Source organism: Candidatus Nanopelagicales bacterium, assembly GCA_037045355.1.
In the GTDB taxonomy this organism is placed as follows: Bacteria; Actinomycetota; Actinomycetes; order S36-B12.
In genome coordinates this window covers 41,033-59,693 of sequence record JBAOHO010000022.1, presented here as the reverse complement: position 1 = coordinate 59,693, position 18,661 = coordinate 41,033, and the positions used below count along the sequence as shown (strand labels likewise).

The window sequence follows — 18,661 nt, the reverse complement described above, 5'->3', positions numbered from 1 at the left end:
TCCACCCCAGTTGCACCACTTGCTAACTTAGGCGCAAGCTCCAGCCTCCAAGCCACCCGCCGAAGAGTAGCGGTATGTGGGAGTATCGCCTTCGGGGTTCGTCAACGAGACGCACCAAGTCGTCGAGGTAAGACCAGTTTGGTTGCCAAACGCCGTACCGTCTGAAGCGTTGCCGACCTTGACGCCATCCAAGCGCAGTTCGCCTGCCGCCACCGTCACAACGGGTGGCGCGCCCACGTTGTCAACGTAGTAGGTCGCGATTTCCTTGCCAACCGTTGACACGTCGGCCTGGGTGGCAGTGTCACGAGCCTTGGCCCGCTGGCTCAGGAAGATCGGGATACCGATCGCTGCGAGGATTCCAATGATGATCATGACTACGAGGAGCTCGATGAGCGTGAAGCCCGCGTCTCCCCTTCTCTTGCTCAGACGATCAAACATGATCGTTCCTTTCACTTGTTACCAAGTGCCCCATGAATGAATAAGGGCAATGACACAATCACCATCGGGTACCCGAGGGGGTTTCTGTAACCTGAGCGAGAAACTGTCCGTAATCAGGACGTCACAGAGTGTCACCTCACAGTGAAGGTCCGAAATGGGACTAACTGTCCCTATCCGATAGGACTACGAGGGAGCCGGATTCACGCCTGATCGGCAGGGGCGCCGCGTCGGCTGCGGTAGAGGCAGGCCCAGGCGGTCAGCCACCACCAGGCGAAGAATCCCGCCACCAACGTCGCGACGAAAGACCCCACGACACCACCGATGAAGAAGCCGTTCAAGGCGCCGAACAAGAACCCGAAGACCAGGAACACGGCGATGATGATGCCCGTGATGATCCAGCGGAAGGGGTGCGACCAAATGGCTCGGAAGTTCGCCCCCAGGGCGTTGCGCTGCCCGTCGATCGCCGCGATCGGGATGAACACGGTCAACCAGGCGAGCAGAACCCCGGGCCAGCGGTAGAAGGCCGTCCCGATCAGTACCACCACGGTCTGCAGGATCACCCAGATGCTGTAGAGCCAGAAGTGCCGATTGGCCCGGCTGAACGCCAACCCGACCGGCACGCGTTGGGTCACCGACTCGAACGCGCCCGCCGTCAGCACTGCTCCGGTGACCAGGAACACCAGGATCGATCCGATCAGCAGCAGGATGAACGTCGGCTCCCAGGACACCTGCGGATTCGTCATCACGAACAGCGCTTGAGCCACGGCATTGGCCACGATGACGATGATCGCCGGCAGCCATGCCCGCCACATTCGCGCGAATCCCGACAGCAGCACCGAGAACCCGTAGTGCCTGGGCTGTTGAGGCTCGGCGGGGGTCACCGGGGTTTCGGTCGCATCAGTGGTGCTCATCGCTGTCCCGCTCTCTTGATCACAGCGTCAACGGGTCCGTCGTAGATGGACGCCCCACCCACCGAAACGGTGAACGTCGTCGGTTTCGCACCTTGCGCGGTCACGAGAATCTCGTCGCCCTTCACCGTGGTCCCGGTGCAGGTGTAGGTCTCCGGCTCATAGGTGCACACCGGGGCGACCAGGATGTCGACCTTCTCACGCAGCAACACGTCGTTGGCAGCGATGTTCAGCCCGGTGATCGCGTCACCGGCGACTGGCTGCAGAGTCGCGATCTGGGTGCCCAGGTTCGAGCACCCCGGCAGAAACGCCAGCGCAGCGACGCCAGCACCGATCAGTATCCGATTCATGCCGCACCTGCTCGCTCGTTGGCCACCAGTCGTGCCTTGCGGGCCATGGTTTCCTTCTCCAGGGCCGCGTCGGTGATGGTCTCCATGTCGAACGGCGCCGGCAGCAGGAGTTCGACGTTGCGGTCCAATGGCGAGCCGAGACGCATGAGCGGGTTCGCGGTCCAGTCGTTGGACGCCAACTCCCGACTCAGAGACGCCAGGCCCTCTTGGGAGAAGTCCCCCGGCGTCCAGGTCGCGGGACTCATGTGGTCGAGCGTCGTGGCGAAGATCGAGATGGTGCCGTCGCGGTTGTCGACCACTTCGAGCAGTTGCTGCTGCTGGGGGTAGTCGATGCAGGAGGCCGCTGTGACCTCCCAGAAGCCGCCCTTCCCGTTGGCTCGGGGGTGGGCCACGATCGTGTTGATGTGGGTGTGACCGTTCGACCAGGCGATCACATTGGGATAGTCCAGCAGCATGTCGATGAACTGTTCGGTGTTGATCAGCGGCTCCGACTCCCCCACTGTCGCGACAGCCTTGTTCTCCAGCGTCTTGCTGTTGTGGTGGCTGATGACGATCGCCATCTTGTTCTCATCGCGGGCCGCGGCGAGTTCGTCGCGCAGCCAGTCGAACTGCGACTGCGGCACGGCTCCGTCGGCGCCCATCACCTGATTGCAGGTGTCGAGACCGAACAGTCGCAGGTGCGGGCCGATGTCGGCAGCCCAGAAGGTCTTACCGGTGTCGAGGTTGTCCTGCGTGAACCCGTGCCCGATCGGGCCGGGGTTCGGTTGGGTGGTGAAGTGCTCGGCCATGAACTGCAGTTGGTCGAACATCTTGCGCTTCGGGTCAGGTGTCACGGCCCTGATGCCGTCCTGGCGCCCGAAGTTCGTGGTCAGCACATGTTCCAGCCGGGCCAGAACGTTGCTCTCGCTGCGCAACCCGTCGAAGTACAACTGACCCAACGCCGGATACAGGGCCGGTTTGCGATCCCCGACCGCGAGCGCTCGCAACGCCTCACCGATCTCGAAGGCGCCGAAGTACAGCGTGTCGTGATTGCCGTACACCGCGTACCAGGGGATCGGCAGCCCCCGCGAGGCCACATTCTGAGACACGGCGGCCGTGAGCAGGCCCTCGACTCGAGGGAACCCATAGGCACCGAACTGGTCGCTGTCGGGATCCTCCGGGTGCCAGGCGTAGATGGCCTCCTCCCACACCTGCGGGCCCTCGTACTGACCGACGAGACCGCTGTTGGGGGTGATCGGGACGCCGTCCATGTTGTCGATGTACCAGCGCAGCTCCAGGGTCGAGTGCTGGTCGGCGCTGTCGCCGGTGTTGTACACCGCGGCCATCGGAGCGCCGGTGAGCGGGCTGTACTTGGCGGCCGTCATGGCGGCGATCATCTGCGCCTGAACGTTGACGGACATCGTGTCCTGGGGACGGATCGCGCCCTGCCACGTGCCGGGGCTTTGGGCCATCAACGGCTCGAGACGGGCGGGTGATTGCGCGTCGATGACGTGAATGTCCGTCATGTGCCCCAGGTAGACGATGGAGCGCCGACTCCCCGTTCGTCCCGGGCTTCCCTCACGCCCCAACAGGTCGTAGCGGGGGATGTACGGCTCCCCGGCGGCGGTGGCCAACGTGCGGTACTGCTTGTTTCCCACCGTGCGCTGGCGGATGGTCTGCAGCAACGTCGTGGGGACGTCTCCTCTAGTCGCGGGCGCAGCCAGTGCGCTACCCAGTTCACCGAACGGCATGCCCCACATCGCCGCGAGCCCGGAAGTGGCGGCCAGGAAGCCCCGTCGTGACAGACCCGCCATCGGTTGCCCTTTCGTTCGGTATCGACCCGTTCCTACCAGAACGGACCCGCGCAAGTAGTCGGAACGCACCACCCGGTCGCCTCCGACTTCGCCAGCGGTTGGGACCGCGATGGCGCGGCGATACCCTCGGCAAGTAACCCACTCAGGAGGCGAGATGCGACCGTACGCACGGGTGTTGATTGACGAGGCTCACCAGCAGGCATGGTCCACCCGACCCGAGATCGCGGTCCAGATGAACCCGGGCAACCCTGCCGACGCCGGGTATGTGCGCGCCGCCGAATCACTGACCGCCGCGGGACTCGTCACCACCGCACACATCGACGGTCCCCTCGACGCGGAGGCGCTGGCAGATGTGGACGTCCTCGTACTCCCCCACTGCTCAACCGCCGACTGGGAGGCGACCACCGGCATCGGATCCCCGACCTACAGCCCCGCCGAGATCGACGCGATCGAGGCTCATGTGCGCGGCGGCGGCGGTCTGGTGCTGCTGGGTGAAACCGAACAGGCCAAGTACGGCAACAACCTCGCCGATATCGCCGCACGGTTCGGAGTCACGATGCACAACACCACCGTGCAGGACCCCGGCCACCGGTTCCGCGACGTCCCCACTTGGGTTCTCGCGCAGCCAGTCGCCCACTCCCACTGGGACGTGTGGGCCGGCGTCAACTCCGCATGCGTGTACCGCGGCGGAACCCTGTTCCTCGAACCCGACGCCGACGACCGTGGCTGGCTGTTCGCCGTCACCAGTCCCACCGCGACTCCCCCGGGGGCCGGCCTGATCGCCGGCGTGGAAGCCGACCTCGGGCGGGTAGTCGTCGCCACGGACTCCGACCTGTTCGGCGACGACTCGATCGGCGACCTCGACCACCTGACGTTGTGGCACAACCTCGTGACATGGACCATCGCCGGGCCCGCCGCATTGCCCGCCCAGCGCACGGACTCCGCCGACAGTGACGCCTGGCAGCGACTGGCCACCGCCGTCGAGACCCTGCGCCCCCTGCAGGCCAAAGATGGTTCGGTCGCCGAAGCCGACCGTGACACCGCTTTGACCGCGGTCGCGGACATCGTGTCGGCCATCGAGGAACTGGCACCCCACTTCCCCCACCAGGCCGAGCACCTGGCCGCCACCGTCGTCGACTTCCGGCGGTGGGCGGACGAAGGCCTCGGAGTGCCGGACTTCTTCGACTCGCTGATGACGTTCCATCCCGAAGAACTGCGTGAGAACGGCATCGAACACCTCGCGGTGTTCCCCATGTACACGCAGAACGGCAACCCGAACCGCAACGTCGAGGCGGTCATCAGCCGCACCGTCTGGCCGCAGTGGATCGCGGACATCGAGGCGGGCTCCTATGACAATGCGGCGTTCGTCCCGATCGAGTTCGTGGCCTTCACCGCCGGCTACGACACCCACTCGGCCGTGCTGTTCCCGGAGACCGTCGCCACGCGGGAGACCGCGAAGTTCACGTGGGGTGGCATCTTCTGCGACCGCGAAGCCGCCCGATTCCGTACGGTGTCGGCCGCGTCTGCGGACATCCTCGGTCTGGCCCTGCCGCCGGACGCCGAGCTGCTGCTCAACGATCAGCAACTCGCTCAGGAGACGTTCGTGCTGTGGGACCTGGTCCACGACCGCACCCACAGTCACGGCGACCTGCCGTTCGACCCGTTCATGATCAAGCAGCGCATGCCCTATTGGATGTACGCGCTCGAGGAACTGCGCTGCGATCTGAACACTTACCGCGAGACCGCTGTGCTCGAACAGAAGGGCGTGACGCTGGCGCCCCACGTTCGCTACGCCATCTTGTTCGACCGCCTGTTCCGCTTCCCCACCACCGGCGAGCGGGTCCGCAACTACGACGGCCTCGGTGGTCAGATCCTGTTCGCCTGGCTGCACAAACACGGCGTCCTGAACTGGACCGACAACACGTTGTTCATCGACTGGAATGAGGTCCAGGACTGCGTCGTCGCCTTGTGCGAAGAAGTGAACGCCTTGTACCGCGAGGGCATCGACCGCAGCCGGATGGGTCACTGGCTCGCCGCGCACACGTTCGTCGCCGGACTCGTCCCGCCGCATCCCTCATCCGTGTGGGCGCAGGGCGGTTCCGCGATCCCCGCCGAGACCAAGGCGGCCGTCGATGCCGTGCTCCCCGACGAGTTCCCCCTCAACGTCTTCTACGAAGCGCTGCGCAAGAAGATCGTCGACACGATCGAGTCGACCAAGGGCATGACAGGGGTGGCGGCATGAACGACCGTCCCGTCGCAGTCGTGCTCGGCGCCGGAATGGGTGGCCGAGCCGTCGCCTTGTCGCTGGCCCAGCGAGCCCACGTCGTCGTGGTGGATCGCGCGCTGGACCTGGCCCAAGCAGCGGTCGACCCCATCACAGCCGCCGGTGGTTCAGCTGAGGCGCTGGTCGTCGACCTGACCGACCTGTCCGCCGTCGCAGCGTTCCGCGACGATCTGCTCGAACGTCATGGGCGAGTGGACGCAGTGATCCACCTGGTGGGTGGCTGGCGCGGCGCCGACACCGTCGACGCCCAGTCGATCGAGCAGTGGAACGAACTGTTCCCAGGCATCGTAGGGACAGTCCAGACCACGTCCGTGGCATTCCGGGAAACCCTGGCAACTGCGCCTCACGGCCGGTACGTGATGGTCACCAGCACTGCTGTGCGCAAGCCGTCGGCGACGAACGCTGCCTACGCGAGCACCAAGTCCGCGGCCGAGTCGTGGGTGCGCTCACTGGGTGCGACGTTCGACGGGACCGACGCACGCGCGTTCATCGTCGCCGTCATGGCCCTGGTGGATCAGGCCACGCGTGACGCCAACCCCGACCGTGCCTTCAAGGGCTACACCGACACCACAGCGCTCGCGACTGCCATCGCGGGCCTGCTCCACGATGACTCGCGGGGCAGCGACACCTACCTGGACCTCACCGCATGACGGCCGAACGTGGCTTCGCCAGCGACAACTACGCCGGCGTTCATCCCGATGTCATGGCCGCCCTGGAGCACGTCAACGTCGGTCACCAGCCCGCGTACGGCGACGACGAGACCACCGCCCAACTCGGCTCACTGATGAAGGCGCACTTCGGTGACACCGCGGAGGTCTTCCCCGTCTTCAACGGCACCGGTGCGAACGTCGTTGCCTTGCAGGCCATGGCGCGACCGTGGGAGGCGGTCGTCTGCGCCCAGTCGGCGCATGTCAACGTCGACGAAGGCGGAGCTCCGGAGAAGGTCGCCGGACTGAAGTTGTGGCAGATCCCGACCGAGGACGGCAAACTCACGCCCGACCTGTTGGACACCCAGGCGTGGGGCTACGGCGATGTGCATCGCGCCCAACCCACCGTGCTGAGCGTCACGCAGTCGACGGAGTTGGGCACGCTGTACTCGCTCTCCGAGCTGACCGTGCTGGTGGCGCACGCCCGGTCCCTCGGCATGCGGGTGCATCTCGATGGGGCTCGTATCGCCAACGCCGCTGCCGCGCTCGACGTGCCGTTCCGGGCCTTCACCACGGATATCGGAGTCGACGCCGTGTCGTTCGGGGGCACGAAGAACGGCGCCATGGGCGCGGAGGCGATCGTCGTGCTCGATCCCGAGGACGTCCCCGGCGTCCCGTTCCTGCGCAAGTCGGCGATGCAGTTGGCCAGCAAGATGCGGTTCATCAGCGCCCAGTTGGTGGCCCTGCTGACCGATGACCTGTGGCTGCGCAACGCCCGCCATTCGAATGCCATGGCCCAGCGTCTGTACCGGGCCGTCGCCGATATCCCCGGAGTGAGCGTCACCCGCGAACCACGCGCGAACTCGGTGTTCGCCGTCCTGCCCGCGGATGTCACCGAAAGGCTTCAGCAACGCTTCCGCTTCTACACCTGGGATCCCGCCACGGGCGAGGTTCGATGGATGTGTTCGTGGGACACCACCGAACAGGACATCGACCAGTTCGCGACAGCCATCCGCGCCGAGGTAGGCGCTTGATCCCTGCTTCTAGCGGCGCGGGCGGGGCTTGAGATCCTTCAGCCACAGTGGCTGGAACATGTGCCAGTCCTGTGGGTTCTCGGCAATACCAACGCTGATCTGGTTGGCCCATTCTTGGGTCGCCTTCTGTACTGCGGCGGTCTTATCCAGGCTGAAGTCGATGTCAATGGGATCGAACACGTCACAGGCGGCCTTCGAATCCTCGTTGTAGTAGAAAGAAGCCGGAATGATCTTGGACTTGGCCTCGTAGGCGATGAGGGCTGGTCCGGCAGGTATTCGAGTCTTCTCGCCGAAGAACTCCACCTCGATGCCCCTCTTGGACAAGTCCCGCTCCCCCGTGAACGCGACGAGAGTCCCTGCCTTTGCCCTCGTGATAAGGGTGTCCAACGCGTCAGGAGCTCCGGAGGGGATGACCTCCATGTTGTATTTCTCGCGTTCTTTGGTGAAGCGATCGTAGAGCTTGTAGGGCTTGAGCCTTTCGACCACGGTGCACATGGCACCGTAGTGCAGTGACACATATGCCGCGGCTTGGTCATAGTTGCCCGAATGCGGGCCCACGCAGACCGGCGCAGGGGGACGCTGCAGTTCCCGGGTGACGATGTCGAGGTCTTTGACGACTATGCTGAGGACGCGTTCGTCGGACCAGGTCGGCATCTGGAACATCTCGCACCAATAACGGGCATATGACTGCACGCCATCGCGGGTTATCTTCTCCAGCGCTTGTTTCGAAGTGCCGTCCGGCAGCACTCGCTCCAGATTCTTGCGGTATTGCTGCACGCCCGGAGTGTTTCTCTTCCAGCTTCTGTCGGCGGCAAGCGAGAATATCTTCCTCGCCTGCTTCTCCGGCGTTCTCTTCAGAATGGCCCAGGCAGAAGAAAACGAGTAGTACGCGATCGCTTCGGACAAGGTATCTCGGCCAGATTGAGCGCGGCGTCGCCAGCGGGGTGAACCGAGGCCAGAAGGTGCGGCCACAGCCGACGGCGTGTCTACTCCAAGGGCCATGTGGTCACACTAGTTCCCTTCGCTGAACTCCGCCCAAGGACGGCGCGTCGTCCGGGCCCATAGGCGGCCTACATCGCGTCCGGGACAGGCCCCAGTCGCCTCCGTGTTGCGTGTCTCCTCGCCGCCTGAAGCGGGGCGACCGAAGAGCGGTCTTCTTGCCGGTCTTCCTTGAGCGTGGGGAATCCCCTTACTCGATCAACTCGAAGATCTTGAAGATGGGCAAGTACAAGGCGATGATCATGGCGCCCACGATTCCGCCGACAACCGCAATCATCAGCGGTTCGATGAGTGAGGTGAGGGCGTCAGTAGTCGCTTCCACTTCTTGGTCGTAGAACTCGCTGATCTTGGCCAGCATGGCGTCGAGCGAACCGGTGTCCTCGCCGACGGCCATCATCTGCACCACCATCGGTGGGAAGACCGGATGCTGAAGTAATGGACGGGCCAACGGCTCCCCTGCCCGCACCGAATCCTTGACCTCGTGAACTGCCCGTGCAATGACCACGTTGCCTGAGGTGTCGGCCACGATGTCCAGGGCTTGCAGGATGGGCACGCCGGCAGCGATCATCGAGCCCAGGTTCCTGCTGAACCGGCTCAGAGCTATCTTCTGAAACAACTTCCCGAAGATAGGTGTCTTCAACTTGGCAGGGTCAACAACGTCACGCACTCGTGGATTGTTCTTGTACTTGCGCCAAAGCACTGCCGCCACGATCGCAAACACGATGAGGAACGGCATCAGGATCTTGAGGATCGCGGAGAGTGTGACCAGGATTCGAGTCGGAAGGGGCAACTCCCCCCCCAACTCGGAGAACAGGCCCTCGAACACCGGCACGATGAACAGCAGCATGGCCACGAGGGCCAAGATCGCCATGACGAAGACGACGACCGGGTAGGTCATCGCCGACTTCACCTTCTGGCGCAGTTTGACCTCGGCCTCGAAGTTCGCGGCGATCTGCAGCAGCGTGGAATCGAGGAATCCGCCGACTTCGCCCGCCTTGACCATGTTGATCATCAACGGCGGGAACACGTTGTCGTGTTTGGCCAGTGAGGACGACAGCGAGTTGCCGACTTCGACGTCGGATCGCACTTCGCCGATGACCTTGGCCAGCGCCTTGTTCTCGGTCTGTTCCTCCAGCACGCTCAACGCCCGCAGCAGAGTCAGTCCGGAGTTGATCATGGTCGCGAACTGGCGGCACATGACCGCCAGGTCCTTCAGCCCGACCTTCTCCCCCAGGCCAGGGATCTTGAGTTCGCGGTTGAGTCCCTTGCCGGATTCCTCGATCGAGATGGGGGCGTAACCCATGGAAGTGAGCTTGTTTGCCACCATGGCCGGGGACTCGGCGTCGATCTTGCCCTTGACGATCTTGCCGGTGTGATCCCGGACCTGGTACTCGTACGTGGCGGTGCTGGCCATGGCGATCAACCCTTCCCGCACAACTTGTTGTAGTCGGGAAGATGATGGCACTTCTCGATGCCCGCTTCATAGGTGATGCGACCCTCGCGGACGAGTTTCGCCAGATGCTGGTCCATGGTGTGCATGCCGTGCTGCTGGCCGGCCTGCATCGCCGAGTAGATCTGGTGCGTCTTGCCCTCCCGGATCAAGTTGCGCACTGCCGGCGTCACGACCAGAACCTCGGTGGCCACGACACGGCCCTTACCGTCGAGGGTCTTGCACAGGGTCTGGCACACAACTCCCTGCAAAGCGCCCGCCAACTGCTGCCGGACCTGCTGTTGCTGGTGGGGCGGGAACACGTCGATGACACGGTCGATGGTCTGGGCGGCGTCTTGGGTGTGCAGGGTGGCGAACACCAGGTGGCCGGTCTCCGCTGCTGTCAGAGCCACCGAGATGGTCTCCAGGTCGCGCATCTCACCGACGAGGATGATGTCCGGGTCCTGCCGCAGCACATGCTTGAGTGCCTGGTTGAACGACGTGGTGTCCGTGCCGACCTCGCGCTGATTGACCAGGCACTTCTTGTGTTCGTGGAGGAACTCGATCGGATCCTCGACAGTCATGATGTGCTCTTCGCGGGTGCGGTTCGCATAGTCGATCAACGCCGCGAGGGTCGTGGACTTGCCGGAGCCCGTCGGCCCGGTCACGAGCACGAAACCGCGGGGCATGGTGGCGAACTCCCGCACGGCAGGCGGGATCCCCAGAGCCTCCAGGGACTTGATCTCGAACGGGATCAGCCGGAAGGCAGCACCGACGGCATCCTTCTGCTTGTACATGTTCACGCGGAACCGGCCGCGATCGGGCAGCGTGTACGAGAAGTCGAGTTCGAGTTCCTCCTCGAACCTCTCCCGCTGGGTCTGGGTGATCGCCCCGTACATGGTGCGCTGGATCATTCCGGCGTCGAGCAGTGGGTACTCCTCCAACTGAATCAAGGAGCCGTGCACCCGGATGGTCGGATGGGAACCGACACTGAGATGCAGGTCGGATGCCTTGCGATCGATCATCGTGTCGAGGACCTCAGGCAGCGAGATGTCGTTCTCCTCGGCCTGTGCCTCCGTGCTGGCGCGCTTGTAGGCGTCCTCCCCGACCTGGGGTTCGGCGAACTCAGCGGATCCCTGGGCCGGCGCTGCTGGGGCGGCCCGCCCCAACCCGACGGGTGGTCTCTGGGTAGCCGTCGGGGGCGGCATGGCGGTTGTTGTGGGGCGAGCGGTGGTCGCGGGCATGGGCGGCGGCGGTGCTGCGAAGCGCGGAGAAGCCGGCGGCGGGGCGGCCGGAGGGGGGCTGTGTTTCACGCCTGACGCAGGCGGCTGGAACTGGGGAGCCGACATCAGACCTCCCTACTCCTGAGAGCCATCGGTCGAATCTCGCGATTCCTTGAGCGATCACGGTCTCCGGCTAGCTCGGCGCCTCGTCGGTCGGCGTCTCACAAGACCACCCGCAGTACCTCGTCCAGACTCGTCACGCCCCCGAGCACCTTGGCCATCCCGTCGAGGCGCAGTGACTGCATTCCCTCGGCTCTGGCCGCGGACGTCATCTCGGCTGTGGTGGCACGTTCCACCGCCATCCGCTCCAAGGTCTCGCTCATCTGCATGACTTCGTGCAGCGCGAGCCGCCCCCGGTATCCGGTGTTGGCGCATTTGGGGCAGCCACGCGCCCGGAACAACTTGGGCACCGGTCCCGACGGATCCCACGGGAAGTTGGCCGCCTTGAGGGTCTCGGGCGTCGGCTTGTACTCCTCCTTGCAGCTGGAGCACAGTCGCCGCGCCAACCGCTGGGCGAGCACACAGTCCAGCGCCGATCCGACCAGGAACGGCTCGATGCCCATCTCGACCAACCGGGTGGCGGCGCTTGGGGCATCGTTGGTGTGCAGAGTCGTCAGGACGAGGTGTCCGGTCAGCGACGCCTCGATCGCGATCCGGGCGGTCTCGTGGTCGCGGATCTCGCCGATCAGCACGATGTCGGGGTCGCTGCGCAGGATCGACCGCAGCGCCGAGGCGAAGGTGAGGCCGGCTTTCTGGTTGGTCTGGATCTGGGAGACACCCGGCAGCCGGTACTCCACCGGATCCTCGACGGTGATGATGTTGACCTCGGGCCGGTTGATGATGTTCAAAGTCGCGTACAGCGTCGTGGACTTGCCGGAGCCCGTCGGTCCGACGACGAGGATCATCCCGTACGGCTTGGTGAACGACTGCGAGTATCGCTCGTAGTTCTCGGGGCTGAACCCCAGTTGGGACAGGTTCAACCGGGCGGTTGAGTTGTCGAGGATCCGCATGACGACGGTCTCGCCCCACACAGTCGGCAGGGTGGCGACGCGCAGGTCGACCTTCTTGCCGTGCGCGGACACCGACAGCCGACCGTCTTGGGGCAGGCGGCGCTCCGCGATGTTCATCTCGGCCATGATCTTCAGTCGGCTGACCACGCCGTTGTGGATGTTGCGCGGCGAACGCATCATCTCGTGCAGGACTCCGTCGATCCGGAACCGGACGAGCAGATCATTCTCGTTGGGTTCCAGGTGGATGTCGCTGGCCCCGTCCGCGATGCCCTGCGTGATCAGCAGGTTCACGAACTTGACGATGGGGGCGTCGTCGACCACCGCATGGAGGTTGTCCAGATCCTCTTCGGCTTCTTGGGAGTCGATGACGGACGTGAGATCGTCGAGGTCGGAGTCGGCGCGGTAGGCCCGCTCGATCGCGGCATCGACGTCGTGCCGGGTGGCCACGACCACGCGGATGTCCATTCCGGTCAACGACCGCACATCGTCGCGTGCGACCACGTTGGCGGGGTCGGCCATGGCGAGCACGAGGTGTCCGTCTTCGATGCCCAGCGGCAGGACGTGGTGTCGGCGGGCAACTCCCCCGGACAGGCGACCGACGGCTGAACCGTCGATGACGGTGTCACTCAGATCGACGAAGGGCAGCCCGATCTGAGTCGCGAGGGCCGAGACGAGTTGCGGCTCGGTGAGCGCGCCCTGATCGACGAGGATCCGACCGAGCATCTTGCCGGTGCGCTGCTGCTGTTCTTGGGCGACCTGCAACTGCTCGGCAGTGATGATGTTCTGCGAGAGCAGGATTTCTCCGAGTTGGGCCACACCACCCTCCTCACAGACGCCTCTGAGTAGGTCATCGGCGCTGCCGCTTCAGGCCTGTACCGATGCGTCCACTCGCGGCAAGTACCCCCTGTGGATCGTGCCGGACCGAAAACGCCCGGACGGCTTATTGTGCGGCAGGACGTCAGCTAGAGGCTATCCCCATCGGCCCCGATTGGCGTCCCGGAATGTGGATTCGGCTGGGCGGTCGGCTCCAGACCTGTCCTCCACCTCGGGGTTCAGCGGCGCCCCGGCCGGATCCACATTCCTTCCCCTTGAACAGCTCGGCGGCACCCCGAGACCTGGACCCCGACCCTCCCTGCCGAAGCGCTCGAACCCCCCGCCGAGCCCCGACGCCCCCTGGCGAACTCTCGACCCTCCCTGGCGAACCCTCGAACCTCCCTGCCGAGGCTGAGCGATCACCGAGTCCGACTCTCAGTCGCTGGGTGCCAACGCCAGCGAGAGGGCCTCGGACATCGCCTCGTCGGGAGCCGGTAACCCTGTCATCAACTCCACCTGGGCCACCGCCTGCCACAGCAGCATCCGATGCCCCGCGATCACGGTTCCCCCGCGGTCCGACCAAGCGGCCGCCAGGGTGGTGGGCCACGGGTGATAGGTGACGTCGAGAAGAGTCCCCGGATCGTTCGGCACTTGCTCCGCCAGACTCGCAGCCGCATCACCGGGCAGCGTACAGATCACCACCGGCTGCGCCAGCGCCTCATACAGGTCGCCCCAGGTCGCCACCTCGGGGGGTGTCGGCCAGCCGCCGCACACCTGATCGATGAGACTCCGCGCTGCCTCTGCTCGCCGCGCGGCCACGACCACTCGATCCGCCGCCATGACACGTGCGGCCACCAGCGCTGCGGCGGCGGTCCCGCCCGCCCCGACGATTCCGAGCCCGCGCTGCGATCCCAGTGCCCGGCGCGGGTCGCTGCGGGCCGCGGCCACGCCGGCGGTGACCTCACTCAGTGCGTGGACGATGCCCAGGACATCGGTGTTGTGCCCGATGAGGCGTGGTGTTTCCCCCGGCTGCACGACGACGGTGTTGACGGCCCCCACCTGGTCGGCCATCGCGCTGGTAGCGGCCAGCAAGGGCATGATCGCCTGTTTGAGGGGCGCGGTGAGGGACAGTCCGGCCCACGAGTCGTCCATGCCGGCCACGAAACCCGCGAGTTCATGGCGGTCGACGTCGATCGCCTCGTATGTCCAGTCCAACCCCAGGGCCCGGTAGGCCGCACGGTGCAGCACCGGGCTCAGGCTGTGACCGATCGGGTGGCCGAGGACCGCCGCTCGGCGGTTGCCGGTCACTGGGGGTTGGCGGCTTCCCAGTCGCGCAACTCCTGCTGGAATCGCAGGAACTCGTCGTAGTTGTCGGTGAACTTGGTCTCGCCGGTGTCGAGGTTGACCGTGGCGTAGTACAACCACGTCCCCTTGTCGGGCTTGAGCGCAGCCTCCATCGCGTCGACCCCGGGGTTGTTGATCGGAGTCGGGGGAAGCCCCTGGTGCTTCTCGGTGCGCGTGTTGTATGGCGAGTTCAACTCGAGGTCGGACTCGCTGATGTTGGTCTCGAACTGGTCGAGCGCGTAGTTCAAGGTGGCGTCGAGGCCGAGGTAGCCGTAGGTCTCACCCCAGGTGTCGGGGTCGAGCCGGTTGTAGATGACGCGGGACACCTTGTTGAAGTCGTCCTGATGCGCCTCGGCCTGGATCAGCGATGCGATGTTGAGGACCTCGTAAGGGGTGTAGCCGGTCTTCTTGCTGCGGTCGACGAAGTTCATCTCGTCGGCTACCTCGTTGAACTTGGCGACCATCTGGTTGAGCATGTCCTCCGGGGTTGAGGACTTGTCGAACTGGTAGGTGGCCGGGAACAGGAACCCTTCGGCTCGAGCCGAGCCCGTGCCCTTGGCCCAACTGGGCAGCGGAAGTTTCGACGGAGACTCGACGACCTTCTCGAACTCCTTCGCCGGGATTCCCGAGGCTTCGCTGAGCAGGGCGATGACCTGCTTGACCCGCATTCCCTCGACGACGGTGACGGTGTTGGAGTTGCTGGACTCGGGGTCGAGCAGTCGTTTGACGGCGTCGGAGGCTTTCATCTGCTGGAGCATCACGTAGGTGCCCGGGGTGATGGATGTCGCATCGTTGTTGAGCGCGGCGGCTTCGGCGAAAGCCTGGGTGGAGGCCACCACGTCGGCCTTCTGCAAGGTCGCGCCGATGTCGGTGAGTGTCTCGCCCTCGGTGACCTCGATGACTACCTCACCGGATCCGGGGCCGGGGTAGTCCTCCGCGGGTTGGGCTGCCTGGAACTTGCTGAACGCCCACAGTCCCCCGACAGCGACGGCCCCCACGAGCACGACGATGATCAGCACTGAGAAGAACACGGCGGCGCCGGAGCGGCCCTTCTTCTTCTTGGGGTGCTTGGGCTGCTTACCGGGCGAGGGGCTCTGCTGCATCGAGAGTCCGACGTTGCTCATCAGTCAGTCCTGTTCCACGTTCACACCGGCCAGGCGGCCGGCCGCACTCTCGCGCTCCAGTGCATTTTGCAGGATGGCGACCGCAGCGGCTTGATCCAGCACCTGTCGGGCGTGGCGGGTGCTGCGCCCGGCGGCGCGCATCTGCCGTCCCGATTGTGCGGTTGTTAACCGTTCGTCCACCATTCTGACCAGAACCGTAACCGAAGAATCACTCTGGGCCATATTCCGGGTCAGCCGCGTGGCGAAATCGCGTGCCGCGAGGGCCGCGGGTCCGACCTCGCCATTGAGCCGGATCGGATCGCCGACGTAGACCACCGCGGCTGCTTGCTCCGCCGCGATTTGTGCCACCCGGGACACGGCTTCGGGCCCGGCTGCCACAGTCTCGACGGGCACGGCCACCGTGGTGCCGGCAGCGGCAACGGCCACGCCGATCCGGACGGTACCCACATCGACGGCCAAGCGGGCGCCGTCGGGCAACCGCGCACCGTCGGGCAGGCTCACGCGCGTGCCAGCCCCGTCAGATGGTGCTGGACGGCGGCGAAGGCCGCGGGCAAACCGTCGGGGTCGCTGCCTCCGCCTTGTGCCAGGTCGTCCTTGCCGCCGCCTCGACCACCGATCGCGGGCATGGCGGTGGTGAGCAGATCGCGCGCGGACAGACCGGCATCCCGGGCCTTGTCGTTCACGGCGGCGACTACCGCGACCCGGCCGTCGCTCACGGCAGCTCCGACGAGAGCAACCTGGCGATCCTGGTCGGTCATGTTGCGGGCGCGCAGGACCATCTGGCGCAGGTCGCCGGCGGCCACTCCGTCGGGGACCCGGAAGGTCCACAGGCGGAAGTCCCCGATGTCCTCGCCGCGTCCCATGATGTCGTCGACCGAGGCGAGCAACTGGGAACTGCGGATGCGTTCGAGCTCCTTCTCGGTCTCCTTCAACCGGGTCAGCATCTGTTCGATGCGGTCGGGGAGCTCGTCGGGGCGGACCTTGACCATCTGGGACAGCTGCGACACCAGATGGTGCTCGCGGGCCAGGAACTGGTAGGCGTCGGAGCCCACCAGGGCCTCCACACGACGGACTCCGGCCCCGATCGAGGACTCGGACAGGAACTTCACCACACCGAGCTGCCCGCTGCGGGCGGCGTGCGTGCCGCCGCACAGTTCGTGGGCCCAGTCGCCCACCGACACCACGCGCACCCGTTCGCCGTACTTCTCACCGAACAGGGCCATGGCTCCCATGGCGACCGCGTCCGCCTGAGGCATGGTCTGAGCGGTCACGAGCAGGTCGTCTTGGAGCACGTCGTTGACCAGGGCTTCGGCGTCGGCGAGCACGGAATCCGGCACGGCCGTGGGGCTCGGGAAGTCGAAGCGCAACCGACCGGGCGCGTTCTCGGATCCCATCTGTGTGGCGGTGTCGCCCAGCATCTCGCGGAACGCGCGGTGGATCATGTGGGTCGCCGTATGGGCTCGGCTGATGCCTTGGCGCCGTGGAATGTCGACCGACCCGTGAGCGGACTCCCCCCGCCGGGCCTCGCCCCTGGCGACGGCGCCGCGGTGGACATACAGACCGGGCACCGGACTTTGGACGTCGTAGACCTCGATGAGGGAGCCGTCAGCGGTGACGATCGTGCCGTGGTCGCCGAGTTGCCCGCCGCCTTCGGCGTAGAACGGGGTCCGATCGAGCATGATCTCGATCTGATCGCCCTCCGAGACAGCCGTGACATCCTCGCCGTCCCGCAGCAGTCCGACGATCGTGGCGTCGGTCTCGACCTCGCTGTAGCCGGTGAACTCGCTGCCTCCGGAGCGTTCGAGAACGGCCCGGTACGCCGTGACGGGGGTGAGGCCCTCCTTGCGAGCGCGGGCGTCGGCCTTGGCCCGGTCTCGCTGCTCGGCCATCAGGCGTCGGAATCCCGACTCGTCGACGCTCAGGCCTTGCTCGGCGGCCATCTCGAGGGTCAATTCGATCGGGAATCCGTGGGTGTCGTGCAGCACGAAGGCACGGTCGCCGGACAGTTGCGTTCCGCCGGAGTCCTTGGTCTGCGCCACTGCCAGGTCGAACACCTGAGCGCCGGTCTTCAGAGTCTGGAGGAACGTGGTCTCCTCCCCGGAGGCGACGGCTTCGATCCGGGGTTGTTCGCGGACGAGTTCGGGGTACTGCGGAGCCATGGCGTCGATCGTCGCGGAGACCAACTGGGTCATCACCGTGTCGCGGGCGCCGAGTAGACGCATATTGCGGATCACGCGGCGCATGAGGCGCCGCAGCACATAACCGCGGCCCTCATTGCCGGGCACAACCCCGTCGTTGATCAGGAAGGTGCACGTGCGGGCGTGGTCGGCGACCACGCGCAGATGGACGTCTGACTCGTGATCGGCTCCGTAGCGGGCACCGGTCAGATCCGTGGCGATGCCGAGGATCGCTCGGCTGGTGTCGATCTCGTAGATGTTGTCCACGCCCTGCAGCAGGGCGGCCATGCGCTCGAGGCCCATGCCGGTGTCGATGTTCTTCGCGGGCAGGTCTCCGAGGATGTCGTAGCCCTCCTTGGCGGGACCCGTTCCGCGGATGTTCTGCATGAACACGAGGTTCCACACTTCGAGGTAGCGATCCTCGTCGACGATCGGTCCGCCCTCTTTGCCGAACTCGGGGCCGCGGTCGAAGTAGACCTCCGAACAGGGACCGCACGGCCCCGGAACGCCCATGGACCAGAAGTTGTCGGCCATCCCCCGACGCTGGATCCGGTCGGTGGGCAGACCGACATCGCGGTGCCAGATCTCGGCCGCCTCGTCGTCGTCGAGGTAGACGGTCACCCACAGCCGATCCGGGTCGAAGCCGTAGCCGCCGGAGTCCTGCGAGTCGGTCAGCAGTTGCCAGGCGTAGGGGATCGCCAGTTCCTTGAAGTAGTCACCGAACGAGAAGTTGCCGGCCATCTGGAAGAAGGAGGCGTGCCGCGTGGTCTTGCCGACCTCGTCGATGTCCAGTGTGCGCACGACCTTCTGCACTGAGGTGGCCCGGGGGTACGGCGGGGGGGCCTCGCCCAGGAAGTACGGCTTGAACGGGACCATGCCGGCGTTGACGAACAGCAGCGTGGGGTCGTCGAGCAGCAGCGACGCCGACGGCACCACCGTGTGGTCGCGATCGGCGAAGAACGTCAGAAAGCGCGACCGAATCTCAGCGGAGTCCATCGGGCCATTCTGACAGGTAGGACGCAACCCGC

Annotated in this window: 16 protein-coding genes; 4 read left to right on the top strand and 12 right to left on the bottom strand. The window is 65.4% G+C overall.

What is annotated here, in order from left to right; genetic code table 11:
• Positions 1-27: 27 nt before the first annotated feature.
• The 4 genes from V9E98_12275 to V9E98_12260 all read right to left on the bottom strand — a co-directional run bounded on the left by V9E98_12275 (position 28) and on the right by V9E98_12260 (position 3,489).
• Positions 28-438: a prepilin-type N-terminal cleavage/methylation domain-containing protein gene (locus V9E98_12275; GenBank protein ID MEI2717741.1), complete on the bottom strand. Its 411-nt coding sequence runs from the start codon at positions 436-438 to the stop codon at positions 28-30.
• 200 nt (positions 439-638) lie between these two features.
• Positions 639-1,349 (bottom strand): hypothetical protein, encoded by a 711-nt coding sequence (locus V9E98_12270; GenBank protein ID MEI2717740.1) that lies wholly within the window; start codon positions 1,347-1,349, stop codon positions 639-641.
• On the bottom strand, positions 1,346-1,696 hold the full coding sequence (locus tag V9E98_12265) for a hypothetical protein (GenBank protein MEI2717739.1): 351 nt from the start codon (positions 1,694-1,696) through the stop codon (positions 1,346-1,348). The genes V9E98_12270 and V9E98_12265 overlap by 4 nt, the downstream gene beginning before the upstream one ends.
• Positions 1,693-3,489: a TIGR03767 family metallophosphoesterase gene (locus tag V9E98_12260; GenBank protein ID MEI2717738.1), complete on the bottom strand. Its 1,797-nt coding sequence runs from the start codon at positions 3,487-3,489 to the stop codon at positions 1,693-1,695. The genes V9E98_12265 and V9E98_12260 overlap by 4 nt, the downstream gene beginning before the upstream one ends.
• 154 nt (positions 3,490-3,643) lie before the next feature.
• Between V9E98_12260 and V9E98_12255 the strand changes: the two genes are divergently transcribed.
• The 3 genes from V9E98_12255 to V9E98_12245 are packed head-to-tail and all read left to right on the top strand — an operon-like array spanning position 3,644 to position 7,454.
• Positions 3,644-5,731 (top strand): DUF6421 family protein, encoded by a 2,088-nt coding sequence (locus V9E98_12255; protein ID MEI2717737.1) that lies wholly within the window; start codon positions 3,644-3,646, stop codon positions 5,729-5,731.
• A complete protein-coding gene (locus tag V9E98_12250) occupies positions 5,728-6,423 on the top strand; it encodes an SDR family oxidoreductase (protein ID MEI2717736.1) in 696 nt (231 codons plus the stop codon). The genes V9E98_12255 and V9E98_12250 overlap by 4 nt, the downstream gene beginning before the upstream one ends.
• Positions 6,420-7,454, top strand: coding sequence for a beta-eliminating lyase-related protein (locus V9E98_12245; GenBank protein MEI2717735.1), 1,035 nt, complete (start codon positions 6,420-6,422; stop codon positions 7,452-7,454). The genes V9E98_12250 and V9E98_12245 overlap by 4 nt, the downstream gene beginning before the upstream one ends.
• A 9-nt stretch (positions 7,455-7,463) precedes the next feature.
• Here V9E98_12245 and V9E98_12240 read toward each other — a convergent pair whose 3' ends face one another.
• The 3 genes from V9E98_12240 to V9E98_12230 form a co-directional block, all read right to left on the bottom strand.
• Positions 7,464-8,360: a phosphatidylinositol mannoside acyltransferase gene (locus tag V9E98_12240; GenBank protein MEI2717734.1), complete on the bottom strand. Its 897-nt coding sequence runs from the start codon at positions 8,358-8,360 to the stop codon at positions 7,464-7,466.
• A gap of 283 nt (positions 8,361-8,643) precedes the next feature.
• Complete coding sequence (locus V9E98_12235) at positions 8,644-9,867, bottom strand: type II secretion system F family protein (GenBank protein ID MEI2717733.1); 1,224 nt, start codon at positions 9,865-9,867, stop codon at positions 8,644-8,646.
• A gap of 5 nt (positions 9,868-9,872) precedes the next feature.
• Positions 9,873-11,090 (bottom strand): type IV pilus twitching motility protein PilT, encoded by a 1,218-nt coding sequence (locus tag V9E98_12230; GenBank protein ID MEI2717732.1) that lies wholly within the window; start codon positions 11,088-11,090, stop codon positions 9,873-9,875.
• Between V9E98_12230 and V9E98_12225 the strand changes: the two genes are divergently transcribed.
• Positions 11,089-11,250: a hypothetical protein gene (locus V9E98_12225; protein MEI2717731.1), complete on the top strand. Its 162-nt coding sequence runs from the start codon at positions 11,089-11,091 to the stop codon at positions 11,248-11,250. The genes V9E98_12230 and V9E98_12225 overlap by 2 nt on opposite strands.
• A gap of 76 nt (positions 11,251-11,326) precedes the next feature.
• Here V9E98_12225 and V9E98_12220 read toward each other — a convergent pair whose 3' ends face one another.
• The 5 genes from V9E98_12220 to alaS form a co-directional block, all read right to left on the bottom strand.
• Positions 11,327-12,991, bottom strand: a complete 1,665-nt coding sequence (locus V9E98_12220) for an ATPase, T2SS/T4P/T4SS family (GenBank protein ID MEI2717730.1) — start codon at positions 12,989-12,991, stop codon at positions 11,327-11,329.
• Between the two features lie 432 nt (positions 12,992-13,423).
• Positions 13,424-14,296: a shikimate dehydrogenase gene (locus V9E98_12215; GenBank protein ID MEI2717729.1), complete on the bottom strand. Its 873-nt coding sequence runs from the start codon at positions 14,294-14,296 to the stop codon at positions 13,424-13,426.
• The gene (gene mltG / locus V9E98_12210; GenBank protein ID MEI2717728.1) at positions 14,293-15,456 is read right to left on the bottom strand and encodes an endolytic transglycosylase MltG; all 1,164 of its coding nucleotides are present in this window, start codon (positions 15,454-15,456) and stop codon (positions 14,293-14,295) included. The genes V9E98_12215 and mltG overlap by 4 nt, the downstream gene beginning before the upstream one ends.
• Before the next feature lie 3 nt (positions 15,457-15,459).
• On the bottom strand, positions 15,460-15,957 hold the full coding sequence (ruvX, locus tag V9E98_12205; GenBank protein ID MEI2717727.1) for a Holliday junction resolvase RuvX: 498 nt from the start codon (positions 15,955-15,957) through the stop codon (positions 15,460-15,462).
• Complete coding sequence (gene alaS, locus V9E98_12200) at positions 15,954-18,629, bottom strand: alanine--tRNA ligase (protein ID MEI2717726.1); 2,676 nt, start codon at positions 18,627-18,629, stop codon at positions 15,954-15,956. Before alaS ends, ruvX begins: the two co-directional genes overlap by 4 nt.
• Between the last annotated feature and the right edge of the window lie 32 nt (positions 18,630-18,661).

Coding starts and splice junctions, on each gene's coding strand:
- V9E98_12275 (MEI2717741.1), bottom strand. CDS start 438: ATGTTTGATCGTCTGAGCAAGAGAAGGGGAGACGCGGGCTTCACGCTC.
- V9E98_12270 (MEI2717740.1), bottom strand. CDS start 1,349: ATGAGCACCACTGATGCGACCGAAACCCCGGTGACCCCCGCCGAGCCT.
- V9E98_12265 (MEI2717739.1), bottom strand. CDS start 1,696: ATGAATCGGATACTGATCGGTGCTGGCGTCGCTGCGCTGGCGTTTCTG.
- V9E98_12260 (MEI2717738.1), bottom strand. CDS start 3,489: ATGGCGGGTCTGTCACGACGGGGCTTCCTGGCCGCCACTTCCGGGCTC.
- V9E98_12255 (MEI2717737.1), top strand. CDS start 3,644: ATGCGACCGTACGCACGGGTGTTGATTGACGAGGCTCACCAGCAGGCA.
- V9E98_12250 (MEI2717736.1), top strand. CDS start 5,728: ATGAACGACCGTCCCGTCGCAGTCGTGCTCGGCGCCGGAATGGGTGGC.
- V9E98_12245 (MEI2717735.1), top strand. CDS start 6,420: ATGACGGCCGAACGTGGCTTCGCCAGCGACAACTACGCCGGCGTTCAT.
- V9E98_12235 (MEI2717733.1), bottom strand. CDS start 9,867: ATGGCCAGCACCGCCACGTACGAGTACCAGGTCCGGGATCACACCGGC.
- V9E98_12225 (MEI2717731.1), top strand. CDS start 11,089: ATGGCGGTTGTTGTGGGGCGAGCGGTGGTCGCGGGCATGGGCGGCGGC.
- V9E98_12230 (MEI2717732.1), bottom strand. CDS start 11,090: ATGCCGCCCCCGACGGCTACCCAGAGACCACCCGTCGGGTTGGGGCGG.
- mltG (MEI2717728.1), bottom strand. CDS start 15,456: ATGAGCAACGTCGGACTCTCGATGCAGCAGAGCCCCTCGCCCGGTAAG.
- alaS (MEI2717726.1), bottom strand. CDS start 18,629: ATGGACTCCGCTGAGATTCGGTCGCGCTTTCTGACGTTCTTCGCCGAT.